The organism is Pararhizobium sp. LjRoot255 (assembly GCF_964252905.1).
In the GTDB taxonomy this organism is placed as follows: Bacteria; Pseudomonadota; Alphaproteobacteria; order Rhizobiales; family Rhizobiaceae; genus Pararhizobium.
Map to the genome: position 1 here is coordinate 316,656 of NZ_CAXUPQ020000001.1, position 16,172 is coordinate 332,827.

Genomic DNA, 16,172 nt, shown 5'->3' on the forward strand with positions numbered 1-16,172 from the left:
CGGCCCGTCACATGATCAGAGCGCAGCCTTGATCTTCTCGGCAGCTTCCGGAGAGACCCACGGCGTCCAGAGCGCTTCGTTTTCCTGCAGGAAATGCTTGGCGCCGTCTTCACCGCTTGCCTGGTTGTCGGTCATCCAGGCCATAAGACCGTTGACCGTATCGTTCGTCCAGGAGCGTTTATTGAGATAGGCGACGACATCCTCGCCGGCGCGGTCGGCAAAGCCCTTGGTAACCAGGGTCTGGACCTTGTCCTTCGGCCAGTCGTTCTTCTTCGGATCCGGGCATTCGGCAACCGTATTGCAGCGTTTCCATTCGGCCGGATCCGCCGGAACACCGTGCTCAAGCTTGACCATCTCATATTTGCCAAGGAGCGCCGTCGGTGCCCAGTAGTAACCGACCCAGCCTTCCTTGCCTTCGTAAGCCTTGGCGATCGAACCATCGAGGCCGGCGGCGGAGCCGGTGTCGATCAGGCTGAAGTTGGCCGCTTCTGCGCCATAAGCCTTGTAGAGCTGTGAGGTGACGACCGTGCCGCCCCAGCCCTGCGGACCGTTATGCACCGCGCCCTTGCTCTTGTCCTCCGGGTCCGGGAAGAGTTCGGGATGCTTCAATGCGTCGTCAATCGTCTTGATATCGGGGTGGGCGTCGGCGATGTATTTCGGAATCCACCAACCCTGCACGCCGCCGTCGGACAACGCCATCGCTGCGCCGACAATCTTTCCCTCCTTAAGACCGCGATTGACGACGTCGGGGAGCAGGTCGATCCAACCTTCCGGCGCGACGTCCGGCTCACCCTTTTCGATCATCGAGGTGATCGTCGGCACTGTATCACCGACGATGATGTCCGCGTTACAGCCGTAGCCCTCAGTGAGAATGAACTTGTCGAGGCTCGCCAGAACCTCGGCGCTCTGCCAGTTCATGCTGGCGATCGTCACGTCGCCGCAGTCGGCGGCAGAGGCCGCGTTGCCGAGCGCCAGCAGGCCCAAGGCAAGGCTGGTCGTTGCAAGGAGATGTTTCATGTCGGTTCCCTCTTATAAGGCGGTGTATCACGCCCACGAGGCCCGGCAGCACCGCCGCAACCGGCCCCATGATCCGGACAAGCAGGATCGCGTCCCGCATTCCTCCGTTATCAAATTTTGCAGCTATGCAGAGGAATGCCGCTCAGCCTGCGCCTGCGCCTGCTCCACCTGCGCCATTCCAGTGAGATTTATCGCGGCAGGGTACAAAAACAATGGCGCACGGGTGCAGATCGACGCTCGCTAATCTTTTGGAACGATTAAATTTTACCGCGGCGGTCAGGCCTGCAGCACGACGACCCGTCCGCCGACGGTGACGCGTTCATAGAGATCGATAACATCATGATTGAGCATGCGGACACAGCCGCTCGACACGGCCCGTCCTATGGTCTGAGGCTGATTGGTACCGTGGATGCGGAACATGGTGTCGTTGCCGTTCCGGTAGAGATAGACGGCGCGGGCACCGAGCGGATTGTGCGGCCCACCGGACACGCCGCCGGCATATCTGAGGTTTCGGGGATCGCGGCGGATCATGTTTCCCGTTGGCGTCCAGCTCGGCCATTGCGCCTTGCGGCCGATATAGGCCGAACCTGCGAGCGCATAGCCCTCGCGCCCCACGCCAATGCCGTAGCGCATCGCCCTTCCCTCGCCGAGAACATAATAGAGCCGGCGCCCCGGCGTATCGATGACGATGGTGCCGGCATCATATGAGGTCTCGTAAGCCACCTCCCGCCGCCGCAGTTCCGGCTTGATCCTTGCAAGTGGCATGGCAGGCAACGGAAAAGGTTCGTCCGACAGGGCAGCGTAGTTGGCCGCATGGTTCGGTCCGCTGCCGGCACAGCCGGCAAGAAGACCAGATATGCCCAGAAGCAGGCCACGGCGGGTAAGCGACATGAGGCGTTCCTTAATATCCGGTTGATACAACCGAAATTACGGAAAATATGGTTAATGGCCGGTTAAGCCCTGCTACCGTTGCCGGCATCTTCCTTGGCTCCGCGCGTCCGGTGGTCACATATTCGGATAGACCGGCCCTTCGCCGCCCTGCGGCGGCACCCAGTTGATGTTCTGGTTGGGGTCCTTGATGTCACAGGTCTTGCAGTGGACGCAGTTCTGGGCGTTGATGACGAAGGTCGGCTGGCCATCCTTCTCCACCCATTCGTAGACGCCGGCCGGACAGTAGCGCGCTGACGGCCCGGCATAGACGTCGTATTCGGAGCGCTTCTGCAACTCCATATCCTTGACCTTGAGGTGTACCGGCTGGTCTTCCTCGTGGTTGGTGTTCGACAAAAACACCGAGGACAGGCGGTCGAACGTCAAGACGCCGTCGGGTTTCGGATAGGCGATCGGCTTGTGCATCGAGGCCGGTTCAAGCGATTGAGCATCGGTCTTGCCGTGTTTCAGCGTGCCGAAGAAGGAGAAGCCGAACAGCGTGTTCGTCCACATGTCGAGACCGCCGAGTGCGACCCCGACGGCGGTGCCGAACTTCGACCACAGCGGCTTGACGTTCCTCACCTTCTTCAGGTCCTGGCCGATGGCGCTGTCGCGCCAGCCGTTCTCGATCTCGATAACCTCGTCATTGGCCCGGCCGGCCGCGATCGCAGCGGCAAGCTTTTCGGCGGCAAGAATGCCGGACAGAACCGCGTTGTGGCTGCCCTTGATGCGCGGCACGTTGACGAAACCGGCCGAACAGCCGATCAGGGCACCGCCCGGGAAGGACAGCTTCGGCACCGACTGGTAGCCGCCTTCGGTGATGGCGCGCGCCCCGTAGGACAGGCGCTTGCCGCCCTCGAAGGTGCCGCGGATCGCCGGATGCGTCTTGAAGCGCTGGAATTCCTCGAAGGGATGGAGATAGGGGTTCTTGTAGTTGAGGTGCACCACGAAGCCGACGGCGACGAGATTGTCCTCCAGATGATAGAGGAACGAACCGCCACCGGTCTTCATGCCGAGCGGCCAGCCGAAGGAATGCTGCACCAGGCCCTGTTTGTGGTTCTCGGGCTTCACCTGCCAGAGTTCCTTGATGCCGATGCCGAATTTTTGCGGTTCGCGGCCCTTCTGCAGATCGAACCTGGCGATCAGCTCTTTGGCGAGCGAACCGCGCACACCTTCGCCGATCAGCACGTATTTGCCGATGAGTTCCATGCCGCGGGCGAAGTTCGGGCCTGGCTCGCCGCTCCTCTCGATGCCCATATCCCCGGTCGCAACGCCGATCACTGCACCCGCATCATTGTAGAGCACTTCGGTTGCCGCAAAACCCGGATAGATCTCGACGCCGAGCGCCTCGGCCTTTTCGGCGAGCCACCGACAGACGAGACCAAGCGAGACGACGTAATTGCCGTGGTTGTTCATCAAAGGCGGCATGGCGAAGTTCGGCAGGCGCAGCGAACCGGCCGGGCCGAGCAGCAGAAACTGGTCGTCTTTCACTTCCGTCTTGAACGGATGCCCCTCCTCCTCGCGCCAGCCTGGCAACAGCCGGTCGATGCCGATCGGATCGACGACGGCGCCCGAGAGGATATGGGCACCGACTTCGGCGCCCTTTTCCAGGACGACGACCGAAAGCTCCGGATTGACCTGCTTCAGACGAATGGCCGCGGCCAGCCCTGCCGGACCCGCGCCGACGATCACCACGTCGAATTCCATGCTTTCGCGCTCGGGCAGTTCCATCGCCTCGGTCATTTGATTGTCTCCAGTCCTGTCCCGGCGTTTACCCGGTTTGTTCCCAATTCTTGAATTCCGTCATGACAAATACAGGAAACCTTGTCGAGCCGGTCTGCGACAGCGGGCCTGCGAATTGCGCATGAGGTCATGCACTGCGCACTACAATATATAACGTGTACGTAAACGTCAAAATTTGTTTGTGCACTGTGGGATGATGCCGCTTGCCTTGCTCCGCCGCCAGCCCCTGTTGCCGAAGTCGATCTTCCAGGCCTCAAAATCCAACCATGCCTTGCTTTTGCCCTCTCCCCGTGCGAGGAGGCGCGCCTCAAAACGCGTAACGCATTCGCCGTCTGCGAATGCCCCCTACCCCGATCCCTGCGAGCGATGTCCGGCGTCAATTGACGATGCGGCGTTTCGACGCGTGGGACTGAAGAACAAGAACATGCACTGACGAGCATTGGAGACACTTATGACCAAGGCCCTCGGCTTCGATTTCGGCACGACCAATTCGGTGCTCGCCGCCTCGCATGGCGACACAACCCAATCGCTGAGCTTTACCAGCACCGCCGGAACCAATGATTCCATGCGCACGGCCCTGTCCTTCATGAAGCACGCGCAGTTGGGTGCTGCGGCCGTGAAGATCGAGGCCGGCCAGGCGGCGATCCAGCAGTTCATCGACAATCCCGGCGAAGCGCGTTTCCTGCAGTCGATCAAGACCTTTGCGGCAAGCCCCCTCTTCCAGGGCACGCTGATCTTTGCCCGGCGCCATGGCTTCGAAGACCTGATGCGGTCTTTCCTCACCCGGATCGCCGACTATGCCGGCGATGGCTGGAAACAGGATTACGGCCGCATCGTCATCGGCCGGCCGGTGCGTTTCGCCGGCAGCAACCCGGACGAAGCGCTGGCGCTCGAGCGCTACGACCGGGCGCTGTCGTCATTCGGCTTTCCCGAGGTTCACTATGTCTACGAACCGGTGGCGGCCGCCTTCTATTTCGCCCAGAACCTGAAGAAGGACGCGACCGTGCTGGTCGCCGATTTCGGCGGTGGCACGACGGACTATTCGATCATCCGCTTCGAAAGCCACGCGGGCGAGCTGACGGCGGTTCCGGTCGGCCATTCAGGCGTCGGCGTCGCCGGCGATCACTTCGACTTCCGCATCATCGACAACGTCGTTTCGCCGCTGATCGGCAAGGGCAGCCAGTTCAGGAGCTTCGACAAGCTGCTCGACGTGCCCTCCAGCTACTACGCCAATTTCGGCCGATGGAACCAGCTGTCGATCTTCAAGACGCTGAAGGATTTTGCCGACTTGAAGCAGCTGGTGCGCTCGGCAGTCGAGCCGGAAAAGCTCGAAACCTTCATCGATCTTGTCGAACACGATGAGGGCTATCCGCTGTACCAGGCGGTCTCTGCCACCAAGATGCGACTGTCGCGCGAGGAGGAAACCGAGTTCTACTTCGCGCCGCTTGGCGAAAAGAGCCGGCGGACCGTGCGGCGCAGCGATTTCGAACGCTGGATCGCGCCCGATCTGGCCCGGATCGAGGAGGCGCTGGACGAGGTGCTGGCGACGACGAATACGCCAGCCGGCGGTATCGACAAGGTGTTTCTGACCGGCGGCACGTCCTTCGTGCCCGCCATCCGCCGGCTTTTCGAAAGTCGCTTCGCCGGCGATCGCATCGAAAGCGGCGGCGAGTTGCTGTCTATCGCCCACGGACTGGCGCTGATCGGCGAGCGCGACGATATCGAGCGCTGGACAGCCATGGCTGCCTGAAATGGCAGAGGACGCGGCGACTTTTCCGCTTTCCCGGCGATCGGCCCTTCTGTAGAAGGTAGAGCATGATCTCCAGCGACAGGATGACACCGGCCGAACTTGCCGCCCTTCTGCATTTCCATGCGGAAGCGGGCGTCGAATGGCTGCTGGAACAGGATCCGGTCGATCGTTTCGCCGAGTTCGTGCAGGCAAAAGCGGCGCGTGGCAACATCGGCTCGCAAGCCGTGCAAAAAACGCAGACCTTTGTACGGAACGATACGCCACGCCCGGCAACAAACCGGGACACTTCCAACCCGTCTGGCAGTCGCATGGCCACGGCACCCGTCCCCCAAATGGCCATCCCGGACGAGCAGGCCATCGCCGAGGCACGTTTTGCTGCCGAATCAGCCTCCTCGCTTGCCGAACTGAAGAGCGCCATGGAGGCGTTTTCGGGCTGCAACCTCAGAAACAGCGCCCGCAACATGGTGTTTGCCGACGGAAACCCGTCGTCCGGGATCATGGTGATCGGCCCGATGCCGAATGGCGACGACGACCGGGACGGCGTCCCCTTTTCCGGAAGGCAGGGGCAGATGCTCGATCGCATGCTGGCTGCGATCGGGCTTGACCGGACGTCCGTGCTGCTCACCAACGTCATTCCCTGGCGGCCGCCGGGAAACCGGGTGCCTTCGCCGCGCGAGACCGATATCTGCCGGCCGTTCATCGAGCGCCAGATCATCCTGGCGGAGCCTCGGCTTATGCTTGTTCTCGGCAATTTCGCCGGCCGCTTCTTCTTTGGCGGCACTGACACGATCCATCATATGCGCGGGGAATGGCGCGATCTCCCGGTCGGCGGACTGACCATCCCCGCCTTCGCCACGCTCCATCCGCAGGATCTGATCTCAGCCCCGGCGAGCAAGCGGCTTGCCTGGCAGGACCTGCTGGCGTTTCGCGCCCGGCTTCGTGGTTAAAAGCGTCTCAACGGCCGCCTGCCTGATTTATGAACAAACAATGAATGAAGCCATGCGAGCTACGCATATCAGCAGCGCAAAATGACGCATTGCGGAATCAATGCTGCAGCGCAATATAAGCTCACGGGAGGATTGGAAAAGGAACTGAACCATGACTGCCCGTTTTCGTCCTCTGCACAGCGGCTTCGAGACGCTCCGCCACGCCGGCTCTCCGCTTCGCACGCCCTTCGCCAGCTTCGGCTCGGCTGCGAACGAACAGATGACCGCCGCGGGTTACGGCCGCATCACGCGCCCGGTACAAATCTTTTCCGAATTCATCCAGCGTTGATTTGAGGCCGCGCCTGCGCGCGTCCTTTCCTGCCAAGATTTCGCCTGCCCAGATTTCGAAAGACCCGTTAATGTCCGCTTCCATCCGCGCCCTGATAGAAACCGTCGCAGACATCGGCACCGCCGTGCGCGCCTCGCGCGAATATAGCCGCCTGAGCATCGATGCCCCTGCGAAACAGTCAGACCGGCACGCCATCAGCGCTTTCCTGCCGAAGTAATGTGTCTCGGACGCAGGCGTGGATCGCCTGATCTGCGCCACGCCCTGTCGCAATCGACAGCGCAGGAGAAATTGGTTAGAGCCACACTCGTCCTTCCAACCAAAGGGCGGCATGCCGTGCAATTCCAACCGTTCTGACCGCGCAACCGCTCCAAGCCTGTTTTTAACGCCTGCCTGGCCGCTTGAACATGATCGAGCATCCGGCAGATGCACCCCCGGGAGCGTCCATGCTGGCCAGCCTCAGATCCGTGTTCAGCCTGATCCTGTCGACGCTGCTGATGATGATCGGCTTCGGGTTGGCGAGTTATGTGCTGCCGGTGCGCTCGGTGGTCGAGGGTTGGTCGACGCTGATCATCTCGCTGATCGCCACCGGCTATACGCTCGGCTTCACCCTCTCCTGCATCGTGACCCCGAAATTCGTGGCGCGTGTCGGCCATGTCCGGGTCTTTGCCGCGCTGATCACCTTGCTCAGCATCGCCATCCTGATGTGCGGACTGGTGGTCGACTGGCGCGCATGGATCTTCTTCCGTGCTATTTCCGGCTTTGCCATCTCGGGAAGCTACCTCGTCATCGAGAGCTGGCTCAACGAACGGGTGACCAATGAAAACCGCGGCATGCTGTTTTCGGTCTATCTGATCACCACCATGGTCGGCACGATCGGCGGGCAGTATCTCGTGCCCTTGGGCGACCCCACGAATTCCTCGCTCTTCATCCTCTGCGGCGTCCTGTTTTCGCTCGCGCTTTTGCCGACGGCGCTATCCTCGTCCGCCATGCCGGCACCGCCTGCCCAGGCCAATTTCGATGTGCCGGGCCTTTTCCGCCGCTCACCGGTCGCGGTCGTCGGCGCCTTCCTTGCCGGCGCCATGGCCGGCGCCTGGCTCAATCTCGGCGGCGTCTTCACGCAGAAAATCGGCCTTTCCACCGCCGAAGGGGCGACCTTGCTGGCAGCCCTTCTCACCGGCAGTGCGATCTCGCAGATCCCGATCGGCCGCGCGTCCGACAGAATGGACCGGCGCATCGTCATGGTCGCCTGCGGTATCGTCGGGGTCGCGTCCTGCCTCGCGATGGTCGCTTTCGTCGATGCAAGCCCGATGGCGCTTTACGTGATCGCCGCCTTCGTCGGCTCGGTGCTGTTTCCGATCTATGCGCTCAATGTCGCCCATGCGAACGATCTTGCCCGGCCCAACGAATATGTCGAGGTCTCCTCAGGCATGATGATCACCTATGGCATCGGCACGATTTCAGGCCCGTTGATGGTCGGCCCCGTGATGGACCGGTTCGGCCCCCCTGCTCTTTTCGTCGTGCTTGCGCTCTATTTCGCGCTCTACGCGGCCTATGCGACATTGCGCATCGCCCGGCGCAGCCAAAAGGACGGACTGGTCGCGAAGACCGACTTCCAGGCAAACACAATGCCGACGCCGGGCATGGAAGCGGTGAACGCGATGAACCAGGCGATACGCCCGGCCGGTCTCGTCGAAGACGATACGGCTCCGGCGAGGTCATCCTGACCCTGCCATCCTGGCATTTATCCCTGTGGCGTGACGTGCTTGCGCGCACCTCGGCGCTCGAGACCGAGCTGATGCTCCCGGAAAATGATGAAAATGCCGGCGCCGACCACGATCGCCGTGCCGATCAGCATGACACCGGTCGGAACATCGTCGAAGAGGAAATAGCCGATGATCAGGCCGAGGATGATCGACGTATATTCGAAGGGCGCAATCGTCGACATGTCGGCGTAACGATAGCTCTGCGTCAGCAGGATCTGCGCGACGCCGCCGCAGAAACCGGCCGCCATCAGAAGCAGGAAGGAGTTCCACGGCAGCGGCTCCCAGCCGAAGGGCAGCGTCAGCAGCGAGAAGCAGGAGGCCGAAAGGGAGAAATAAAGCACGATCGTGTGCGTGCGTTCCTTGGCGACCAGTTTTCGCACCAGCACCATGGCGACAGCGCCGAGCGTTGCCGATAACAGCACCGACAACGCGCCGAGCGCCTCGCCGGACCCGAAGCCACCGTCGCGCAGCAATGTCAGGCGCGGCAAAGTGATGATCATCACGCCGACAAGGCCGATCAGGACCGCCGACCAACGGTAGACCCGCACCGTTTCCTTGAGAAAGACCGCCGCAAAGACAACAGCGAGCAGCGGCATCGCATAGCCGATGGCGATCGCCTCCGGCAGAGGCAGATGCACCAGGCCGTAAAAGCCGAAGCTCATGGCGAGAATGCCGATGAAACCGCGAGCCAGATGGCCGAAAATATCCTTGGTGTGAAAGGCGGTGCGCAGATGGCCCTTGAAAGCGAGGTAACCGAGGATCGGCACCATGGCGAAGGCCGAGCGGTAAAAGGTGATCTGGCCCGTGGCGATCCCCGTGCCGGCCGCCTTGATCAGCGTCGACATGCAGACGAAAACCAGTACGGACAGGACCTTGAGGGCAATGCCCTTCATCGGGTGGGAAAATTCGGCATCCATATGCGGCACGCTCAGCGGACAAGACGGCAGCGAGCCGAAAGCAAAAGCACGACGGGCTGCGGGGAGGATGCGAGCGGAGAATCCGTCGCTCAGGCGGGATTAGTCTAGCGCGTGATGAACGGAAAGGGCGATCAATTTTCTTGATGTGAGGCGGAAATATTTGATGCCTCCGCGTCAATGTCCTACGCTGGAACCAGCGGCAGAAAGCGCTGCGATCGTCGGCGGGTCAACAAACATGAACGTCCGCCAGGAATTTGCGCAATCTGTGCCAAAAAGACACGCCCGATTTAAATATTGTTAGGGCGAATTTCGTAAGTCTCTGACGCAAGATTTGGGAGCGGGACAGATCGGATGGACGGGAACACAGCGCCGGCCACCGAAAAGGACCTATCCTACCACGCCGAAGCTCCGCAGAATGCGTAGCCTCTTCACGATGACCAAGCCTCTTCCCGAGCATGATATAGCGGGAGATGCCAGCGGGACAGACAATGCGGACAGATACGGGCGAAATCATTCATCTGGAAGACTACCGGCCAACGGATTTCGTCCTCGAGAGAGTGGATCTCACCTTTGAACTCGACCCGAAGGAAACCAAGGTCGAAGCGCGGTTAATCTTCCACCGGCGCGAGGGCGTCAGCGCGCAAGCGCCGCTGATCCTCGATGGCGACGAACTGAAGCTGACAGGCCTGCTGTTCGACCAGGAAGAGATTCCGGCGGCAAATTACGATGTGACCCAAGACAGCCTGACCATCCGCAACCTGCCGCCAACAGCGCCTTTCGAGATCACGGTCACAACGGAACTCAACCCGGAAGCCAACACCAAGCTGATGGGGCTTTACCGCACGAGCAATATCTATTGCACCCAGTGCGAGGCGGAGGGTTTCCGCCGCATCACCTATTTCCCGGACCGTCCCGACGTGCTTGCCGTCTACACGGTCAACATCATTGCGGACAAGCAAACCGCGCCGCTGCTTCTTTCGAACGGCAATTATCTCGGCGGCGCCAGTATGGGCGACGGGCGGCATTTCGCGGCCTGGTTCGATCCGCACCCCAAGCCAAGCTACCTGTTTGCACTGGTCGCCGGCGATCTCGGCGTCGTCGAAGACACGTTCACGACCATGTCCGGCCGCGAAGTCGCGCTGAAAATCTATGTCGAGCATGGCAAGGAGCCGCGCGCGACCTACGCCATGGATGCGCTGAAGCGCTCGATGAAGTGGGACGAAGAGGTCTTCGGCCGCGAATACGACCTCGACATCTTCATGATCGTCGCCGTTTCCGACTTCAACATGGGCGCGATGGAAAACAAGGGGCTGAACGTCTTCAACGACAAGTACGTGCTTGCCGATCCCGAGACCGCGACCGATTCCGACTACGCCAATATCGAGGCGATCATCGCGCATGAATATTTCCACAACTGGACCGGCAACCGCATAACCTGCCGCGACTGGTTCCAGTTGTGCCTCAAGGAAGGCCTGACCGTCTATCGCGACCACGAATTTTCGGCTGACCAGCGCTCGCGCACGGTCAAGCGGGTCGCCGAAGTTCGCCATCTGAAGGCCGAGCAGTTCCCGGAGGACGCCGGCCCCCTCGCCCATCCGGTTCGCCCGACAAAATACCGTGAAATCAATAACTTCTATACGACGACGGTCTACGAAAAAGGCAGCGAAGTCACGCGCATGATGGCGACGGTGCTCGGAGCGGACCTCTTCAAGAAGGGCATGGACCTCTATTTCGACCGCCACGACGGACAGGCAGTGACGATCGAGGATTTCGTTGCCTGCTTTGCCGATGTCAGCAAGCGCGACATGACGCAGTTCTCGCTCTGGTACCATCAGGCCGGCACGCCGCACGTCACCGGTTCGACCGCCTATGACGCGGCCAAGCAGATCTTCACGCTGTCGCTCGAGCAGATGGTGCCGGCGACGCCCGGACAGAGCGCCAAGGAGCCGATGCATATCCCGCTCAGGCTCGGGCTATTGTTGGAAGACGGCTCCGAGGCCGCCCTTTCTTCAGCCACCGGCGCCGAAGTCACGGGCGACGTTCTGCACCTCGTCGAACGCAAGCAGACCGTTACCTTCACCGGCATCGTCTCGCGCCCCGTGCTGTCGCTTAACCGCGGGTTCTCCGCGCCGATCAACCTCCATTTCGAGCAGACGCCGGCCGACCGCGCCCATATTGCCAGGCATGAAAGCGACCTGTTCGCCCGCTGGCAGGCTTTGAACGACCTCGCCCTGCCGAACCTGGTGACGGCGACTGCCATCGCCAGGGAGGACGCAAAGGCAGAATGCGACCGGGCGCTGATCGACGCGTTGCTCGCTACTTCGGCCGATGCGCGGCTCGAGCCCGCCTTCCGGGCTCAGGCACTGGCCTTGCCAAGCGAGGCCGATGTTGCGCGGGAGATCGGCAGCAACAACAACCCGGATGCCATCCACGCGGGACGTCAGCAGATCATGACGGCGATCGCGGATGCGGGCCGGGATATCTTTACGACCCTCGCGGACGAAATGGTGGTCAACGGCCCCTTCAGCCCGGATGCGGCAAGTGCGGGGCGCCGGGCATTGCGCAATACCGCCCTTTCCTATCTTGTCTATGCCGAAAACCGACCCGGCCGGGCGTTGGACGCATTCAAGTCGGCCAACAACATGACCGATCTCAGCCAGGCGCTGACCATCCTCGCCCACCGTTTCCCCGATGACAGGGAGACGGTCGAAGCGCTCTTCGCGTTCAAGGCGCGCTTTGCCGACAATGCGCTGGTCATAGACAAGTGGTTCACCATCCAGGCAACGATCCCCGGGGCGGATGCGCTCGGCCGCGTCAAGACGCTGATGGCCGATCCGCTGTTCAACAGCTCCAACCCGAACCGGGTCCGGGCACTCGTCGGCACCTTCGCCTTCTCCAATCCCACCGGCTTCAACCGGGCCGACGGCGAAGGCTATCGTTTCCTCGCGCGCCAGATCCTCGATATCGACGCGCGCAATCCGCAGTTGGCCGCACGCATCCTGACATCGATGCGCTCGTGGCGGTCGCTGGAGGACGTCCGGGCCGAGCATGCGCGCAACGCGCTGCGCGAGATTGCCGCCGCGCCGAAGCTGTCCGTCGATGTCAGCGACATCGTCGAGCGGATGCTGAAAGGCTAGGAATTATCAAGCGGATGCTGCCGAAAACCCCGCGATTGCGGGGTTTTTTCGTTTTTTGTGTGCGCACCGTCCGCAGCAGTATGATTTTCCAATGACGATAAATGGTTAATAAAGTTTTACATTTTCTTCTGGACAAGCCGAATCACAATTGATTCATTGGGTCAGGTTCGAGCGAGCGGCGCATCGAATCACATGAGGACCTACAGAATTGACGAAGATGGCGGAAGCGCAGCGGGGACGCGCGGCCGGTGAGCGGTTGCGGCCAAAATTTCCAGGTTTCCTGAACCTGGAGAAGGACGTCATCCAGCACGCACGGATTTTTAGGGAGCCGGCAGCGCTGCGCCTTGTGCGCGCAGAGCCACTGCTGAAGCGTTCCATCCCGATCCTGATCACCGCCTTCCTGCTCGTCGTCGCGATTTCCCGCGTCAACGGCATCATGGTCGAACATGCCCGCATGGAGGCAAGTTCGCGCCAGGCAACGGTTCTTGCCGCCGCAACGGCAAGTGCGGCCCTGCAGGGAGATGCCGCGACCCTTTTCGACAAGGCTCAAAGGTGGGATGTAGAGCAGCGCCTCAGCACCTTCCTGCCGCCAGATATGCTTGAGCCCGGCGCGTTCGTTTTGACCATTCGAAATGACGGGCGAATTTTCGCAAGTTCCCCGGAGGGCGTCGCCTATACCGGGCGCACGCTTGCGGCTGTCGCGCCGGAAGTCGCCGCCTTTCAATATTTCGGCGAGCGGTCGACGGTGATGAAAACCTTCATCGGCGACGTCGAACATGTCGTCGCGCTGATGCAGGTGCCGGGCGGTGCCGGAACATTGCTCGTTGCGACGCCGCTGGCGCGGATCGAAAAGCTTTGGCGCGACGAGGTTTCGTTGAACGTCACGCTGTTTGCCGGCATCTCGGCCATCCTGCTCGTCGTGCTCTATGCCTATTACATCCAGGCAAAGCGCGCCCGCGACGCGGACCAGATTTTTGCTGAATCCAACCTGCGCGTCGAAACGGCGCTGTCGCGCGGCCGCTGTGGTCTTTGGGATTTCGACATGCCGAACCGGCGCCTCTTCTGGTCGCGGTCGATGTATGAAATGCTCGGCATGGCTCCGCAGAGCAGCGTTCTTTCCTTCGGCGACGCCGCCCGGCTGATGCATCCGGATGACGGCAGCATCTACAAGGTTGCGCGCACCATCGCCAAGGGCGATGCCCGGCAGATCGACCAGGTCTTCCGGATGCGCCATGCCGAAGGTCACTATGTCTGGATGCGCGCCCGTGCGCAGGTGATCCGCACCGCATCCGGCCGCGTGCACCTGATCGGCATCGCCATGGATGTTACCGAGCAGCACCGCCTGGCGCAGCGTTATGCCGAGGCCGATCAGCGGCTGGCTGACGCCATCGAGTGCACCTCCGAGGCTTTCGTGCTCTGGGACAAGAACGATCGCCTCGTCATGTGCAACACCCACTATCAGCAGGCCTACAAGCTGCCAGACCACGTTCTCGTGCCCGGCACTGAGCGCTCCGTCGTCAACGCGGCCGCGGCCCGCCCGATCATCGAGAGGCGGATTGCCGATCCCGACCGGTCCAACCACTCGCAGACCTCCGAAGTCCAACTCGCCGACCAGCGCTGGCTTCAGATCAACGACCGGCGTACCCGCGATGGCGGGCTGGTTTCCGTTGGCACGGATATCACGCTGCTGAAGCGCCATCAGGTGCGGTTGCGTGAATCCGAGCGCCGCCTCATGGCGACCATTGGCGACCTCTCGACCTCCCGCATCACGCTTGAGCGTCAGAAGGCCGAGCTCTCGATTGCCAATGCCAATTATCAGGCCGAGAAGGAACGGGCCGAAGCGGCCAACCGGGCAAAGTCCGAATTCCTTGCCAACATGTCGCATGAACTGCGCACGCCGCTGAACGCCATTCTCGGCTTCTCCGAAATCCTGCAGAACAAGATGTTCGGCCCGCTCGGCTCCGAGAAATACGACGAATATTCCCACGACATCCATGATAGCGGCAAACACCTGCTGAACGTCATCAACGACATCCTCGACATGTCGAAGATCGAGGCTGGGCAGATGAAGCTCAACCGTGAGACGATCGATCTTGCACCGCTGATCGAGGAGACGCTGCGTTTCACCACCATCCCGGCGAAGCAGAAGAACATCTGTGTCGACCAGCAGGTCTCCTCCGGCCTGACGCTGGTCGCCGACCGGCGTGCAATGAAGCAGATATTGCTCAATCTCCTGTCGAATGCCGTCAAGTTCACCAATGAGGGTGGCAAGATTTCGCTCAGGGCCCGCAAGGTGGCCGGCGCCGTGACGCTCACCATCGCCGATACCGGCATCGGCATCCCGCGGGCGGCACTCCAGAAGATTGGCCAGCCCTTCGAGCAGGTACAGAGCCAGTATGCCAAGAGCAAGGGCGGCTCCGGCCTCGGTCTGGCCATTTCACGGTCGCTGACCCATCTGCATGGCGGGGCGATGAGGATTCAGTCGTTGGAAACCATCGGCACGATCATTTCGGTCAGGATCCCCGACGCGGCCATTAACCGCGTCGGAAACGAGATCTCTGCTAAAAAAAGCATAGCGCAAGATCAAGCCTATGAGGAAAGCGCCTGATCCAGGAAGCGGCGCCTCCGGGATTGAACTTCAATCCAAATTCATGGCAGCGAGTATCGTTTCGGATGTGCTAACTGGAACTCAGGATATAGCGCCGATTGGTGGTGAGCGCCGGGCGCGCATTCATCGAATAGAGCGCCGTGAATTTCTTGATATCAGCCGCTGCGACCTCGATCGGGTCCTTCGCCACCATCCAGTCGACGATTTCGGAGCAAGGCGGCGTGGTCAGCGAGCCCTCATAGGCCCAGTATCTGAGCGACGCGGGCAGCAGGCCGCTCGGATCGGAATCCTCGACCGCCGCTTCCTCTCGCGCCTTCGCCGGAAAGGCAGCGGCGAGCTTCGCAAAGGTGTTATTTGCCGCGCCCGGAACAATGAACACGCCGAGCACGCCAAGCGCACCGTTTTTCTCATTCTTGTGCACGAAATGCGCCTCCATCGGGAAATGCTTTCCGTCAACAAGATGCTCGCTTGGCGCGTGGAAATGATACTGCACGAGTTCATAGATCTTGTCGCCCCGGCGAAGCTTGCTGCCAGCCGGCACCTTGACCTGGATCGTGTGCCCGTTGTTGAGGACGGTTCCGCCCTTCTTCCATTCGGTCTTGATATCCGGCATATCGGCCTTGATCGCACCGGTAATATCGAGCGGCGACTGCTGCGAGCCTGCCGAGCAAGCGGCATTCTCGGCGCTCAGTTCGCCCCAATGCTCAGGCCCCGCCTGGCCTTCATAGCTCCAATGCGCGCCCTCGGCCGCGAAGGCCCCTTTCGTGCAGAGCGGGCAGGCGGCCAGCAAGGCCAATCCGCGTAGGAAACTGCGTCTTTCCATGTCTAATCCTTTAGGAATTGAAACTCACGGCACTCTGCATCCTCAGATGCACAGGAGACCGCAACGCTTTGAATTTCTGCACGATTCAGCTCTTGATCCAGTGCGGGTACAAGAATTCATGCAGTTGTAAAACCAGCCCCGGAGCGGCATCTTTCAAGTTGGCATCGCACTGTCAATCCACCAGCACCGGAGTGTGCGCAAATGTTCGCAAA

Annotated in this window: 13 protein-coding genes; 8 read left to right on the forward strand and 5 right to left on the reverse strand. The window is 61.1% G+C overall.

Translation table 11 applies throughout. The annotated features are described in order from the left end of the window. Positions 1-15: 15 nt before the first annotated feature. Positions 16-1,017, reverse strand: coding sequence for an ABC transporter substrate-binding protein (locus tag ACSQ2W_RS01620; RefSeq protein ID WP_436084666.1), 1,002 nt, complete (start codon positions 1,015-1,017; stop codon positions 16-18). Between ACSQ2W_RS01620 and ACSQ2W_RS01625 the strand changes: the two genes are divergently transcribed. Next, complete coding sequence (locus ACSQ2W_RS01625) at positions 1,016-1,261, forward strand: hypothetical protein (protein WP_436084667.1); 246 nt, start codon at positions 1,016-1,018, stop codon at positions 1,259-1,261. The two genes, ACSQ2W_RS01620 and ACSQ2W_RS01625, sit on opposite strands and share 2 nt — an antisense overlap. Before the next feature lie 32 nt (positions 1,262-1,293). On the opposite strand, the gene ACSQ2W_RS01630 is transcribed toward ACSQ2W_RS01625, so the two are convergent. Then, positions 1,294-1,908, reverse strand: a complete 615-nt coding sequence (locus ACSQ2W_RS01630; protein WP_436084668.1) for a L,D-transpeptidase — start codon at positions 1,906-1,908, stop codon at positions 1,294-1,296. Between the two features lie 114 nt (positions 1,909-2,022). Continuing rightward, a complete protein-coding gene (locus ACSQ2W_RS01635) occupies positions 2,023-3,687 on the reverse strand; it encodes an electron transfer flavoprotein-ubiquinone oxidoreductase (RefSeq protein WP_436084669.1) in 1,665 nt (554 codons plus the stop codon). 451 nt (positions 3,688-4,138) lie between these two features. Between ACSQ2W_RS01635 and ACSQ2W_RS01640 the strand changes: the two genes are divergently transcribed. The 5 genes from ACSQ2W_RS01640 to ACSQ2W_RS01660 all read left to right on the forward strand — a co-directional run bounded on the left by ACSQ2W_RS01640 (position 4,139) and on the right by ACSQ2W_RS01660 (position 8,436). Continuing rightward, complete coding sequence (locus tag ACSQ2W_RS01640) at positions 4,139-5,437, forward strand: Hsp70 family protein (RefSeq protein WP_436084670.1); 1,299 nt, start codon at positions 4,139-4,141, stop codon at positions 5,435-5,437. A gap of 65 nt (positions 5,438-5,502) precedes the next feature. After that, on the forward strand, positions 5,503-6,384 hold the full coding sequence (locus tag ACSQ2W_RS01645) for a uracil-DNA glycosylase (RefSeq protein ID WP_436084671.1): 882 nt from the start codon (positions 5,503-5,505) through the stop codon (positions 6,382-6,384). Positions 6,385-6,535: 151 nt separating this feature from the next. Then, the gene (locus ACSQ2W_RS01650; RefSeq protein ID WP_436084672.1) at positions 6,536-6,712 is read left to right on the forward strand and encodes a hypothetical protein; all 177 of its coding nucleotides are present in this window, start codon (positions 6,536-6,538) and stop codon (positions 6,710-6,712) included. 70 nt (positions 6,713-6,782) lie between these two features. Continuing rightward, the gene (locus tag ACSQ2W_RS01655) at positions 6,783-6,929 is read left to right on the forward strand and encodes a hypothetical protein (protein ID WP_436084673.1); all 147 of its coding nucleotides are present in this window, start codon (positions 6,783-6,785) and stop codon (positions 6,927-6,929) included. A 226-nt stretch (positions 6,930-7,155) separates the two neighbouring features. Next, positions 7,156-8,436 (forward strand): MFS transporter, encoded by a 1,281-nt coding sequence (locus ACSQ2W_RS01660; RefSeq protein ID WP_436084674.1) that lies wholly within the window; start codon positions 7,156-7,158, stop codon positions 8,434-8,436. Between the two features lie 17 nt (positions 8,437-8,453). Here ACSQ2W_RS01660 and ACSQ2W_RS01665 read toward each other — a convergent pair whose 3' ends face one another. Beyond that, entirely contained in the window at positions 8,454-9,392 is a 939-nt protein-coding gene (locus tag ACSQ2W_RS01665; protein WP_436084675.1) for a DMT family transporter, read from the reverse strand. Between the two features lie 488 nt (positions 9,393-9,880). Here ACSQ2W_RS01665 and pepN point away from each other — a divergent pair, with 488 nt between their 5' ends. Together pepN and ACSQ2W_RS01675 are read left to right on the forward strand one after the other, a co-directional pair. Further along, the gene (gene pepN, locus ACSQ2W_RS01670; protein WP_436084676.1) at positions 9,881-12,529 is read left to right on the forward strand and encodes an aminopeptidase N; all 2,649 of its coding nucleotides are present in this window, start codon (positions 9,881-9,883) and stop codon (positions 12,527-12,529) included. 208 nt (positions 12,530-12,737) lie between these two features. Beyond that, the gene (locus ACSQ2W_RS01675; protein WP_436084677.1) at positions 12,738-15,137 is read left to right on the forward strand and encodes a PAS domain-containing sensor histidine kinase; all 2,400 of its coding nucleotides are present in this window, start codon (positions 12,738-12,740) and stop codon (positions 15,135-15,137) included. 70 nt (positions 15,138-15,207) lie between these two features. Here the strand turns inward: ACSQ2W_RS01675 and ACSQ2W_RS01680 are convergent, their stop codons facing one another. Then, on the reverse strand, positions 15,208-15,960 hold the full coding sequence (locus ACSQ2W_RS01680) for a carbonic anhydrase (RefSeq protein WP_436084678.1): 753 nt from the start codon (positions 15,958-15,960) through the stop codon (positions 15,208-15,210). Positions 15,961-16,172: the final 212 nt, after the last annotated feature.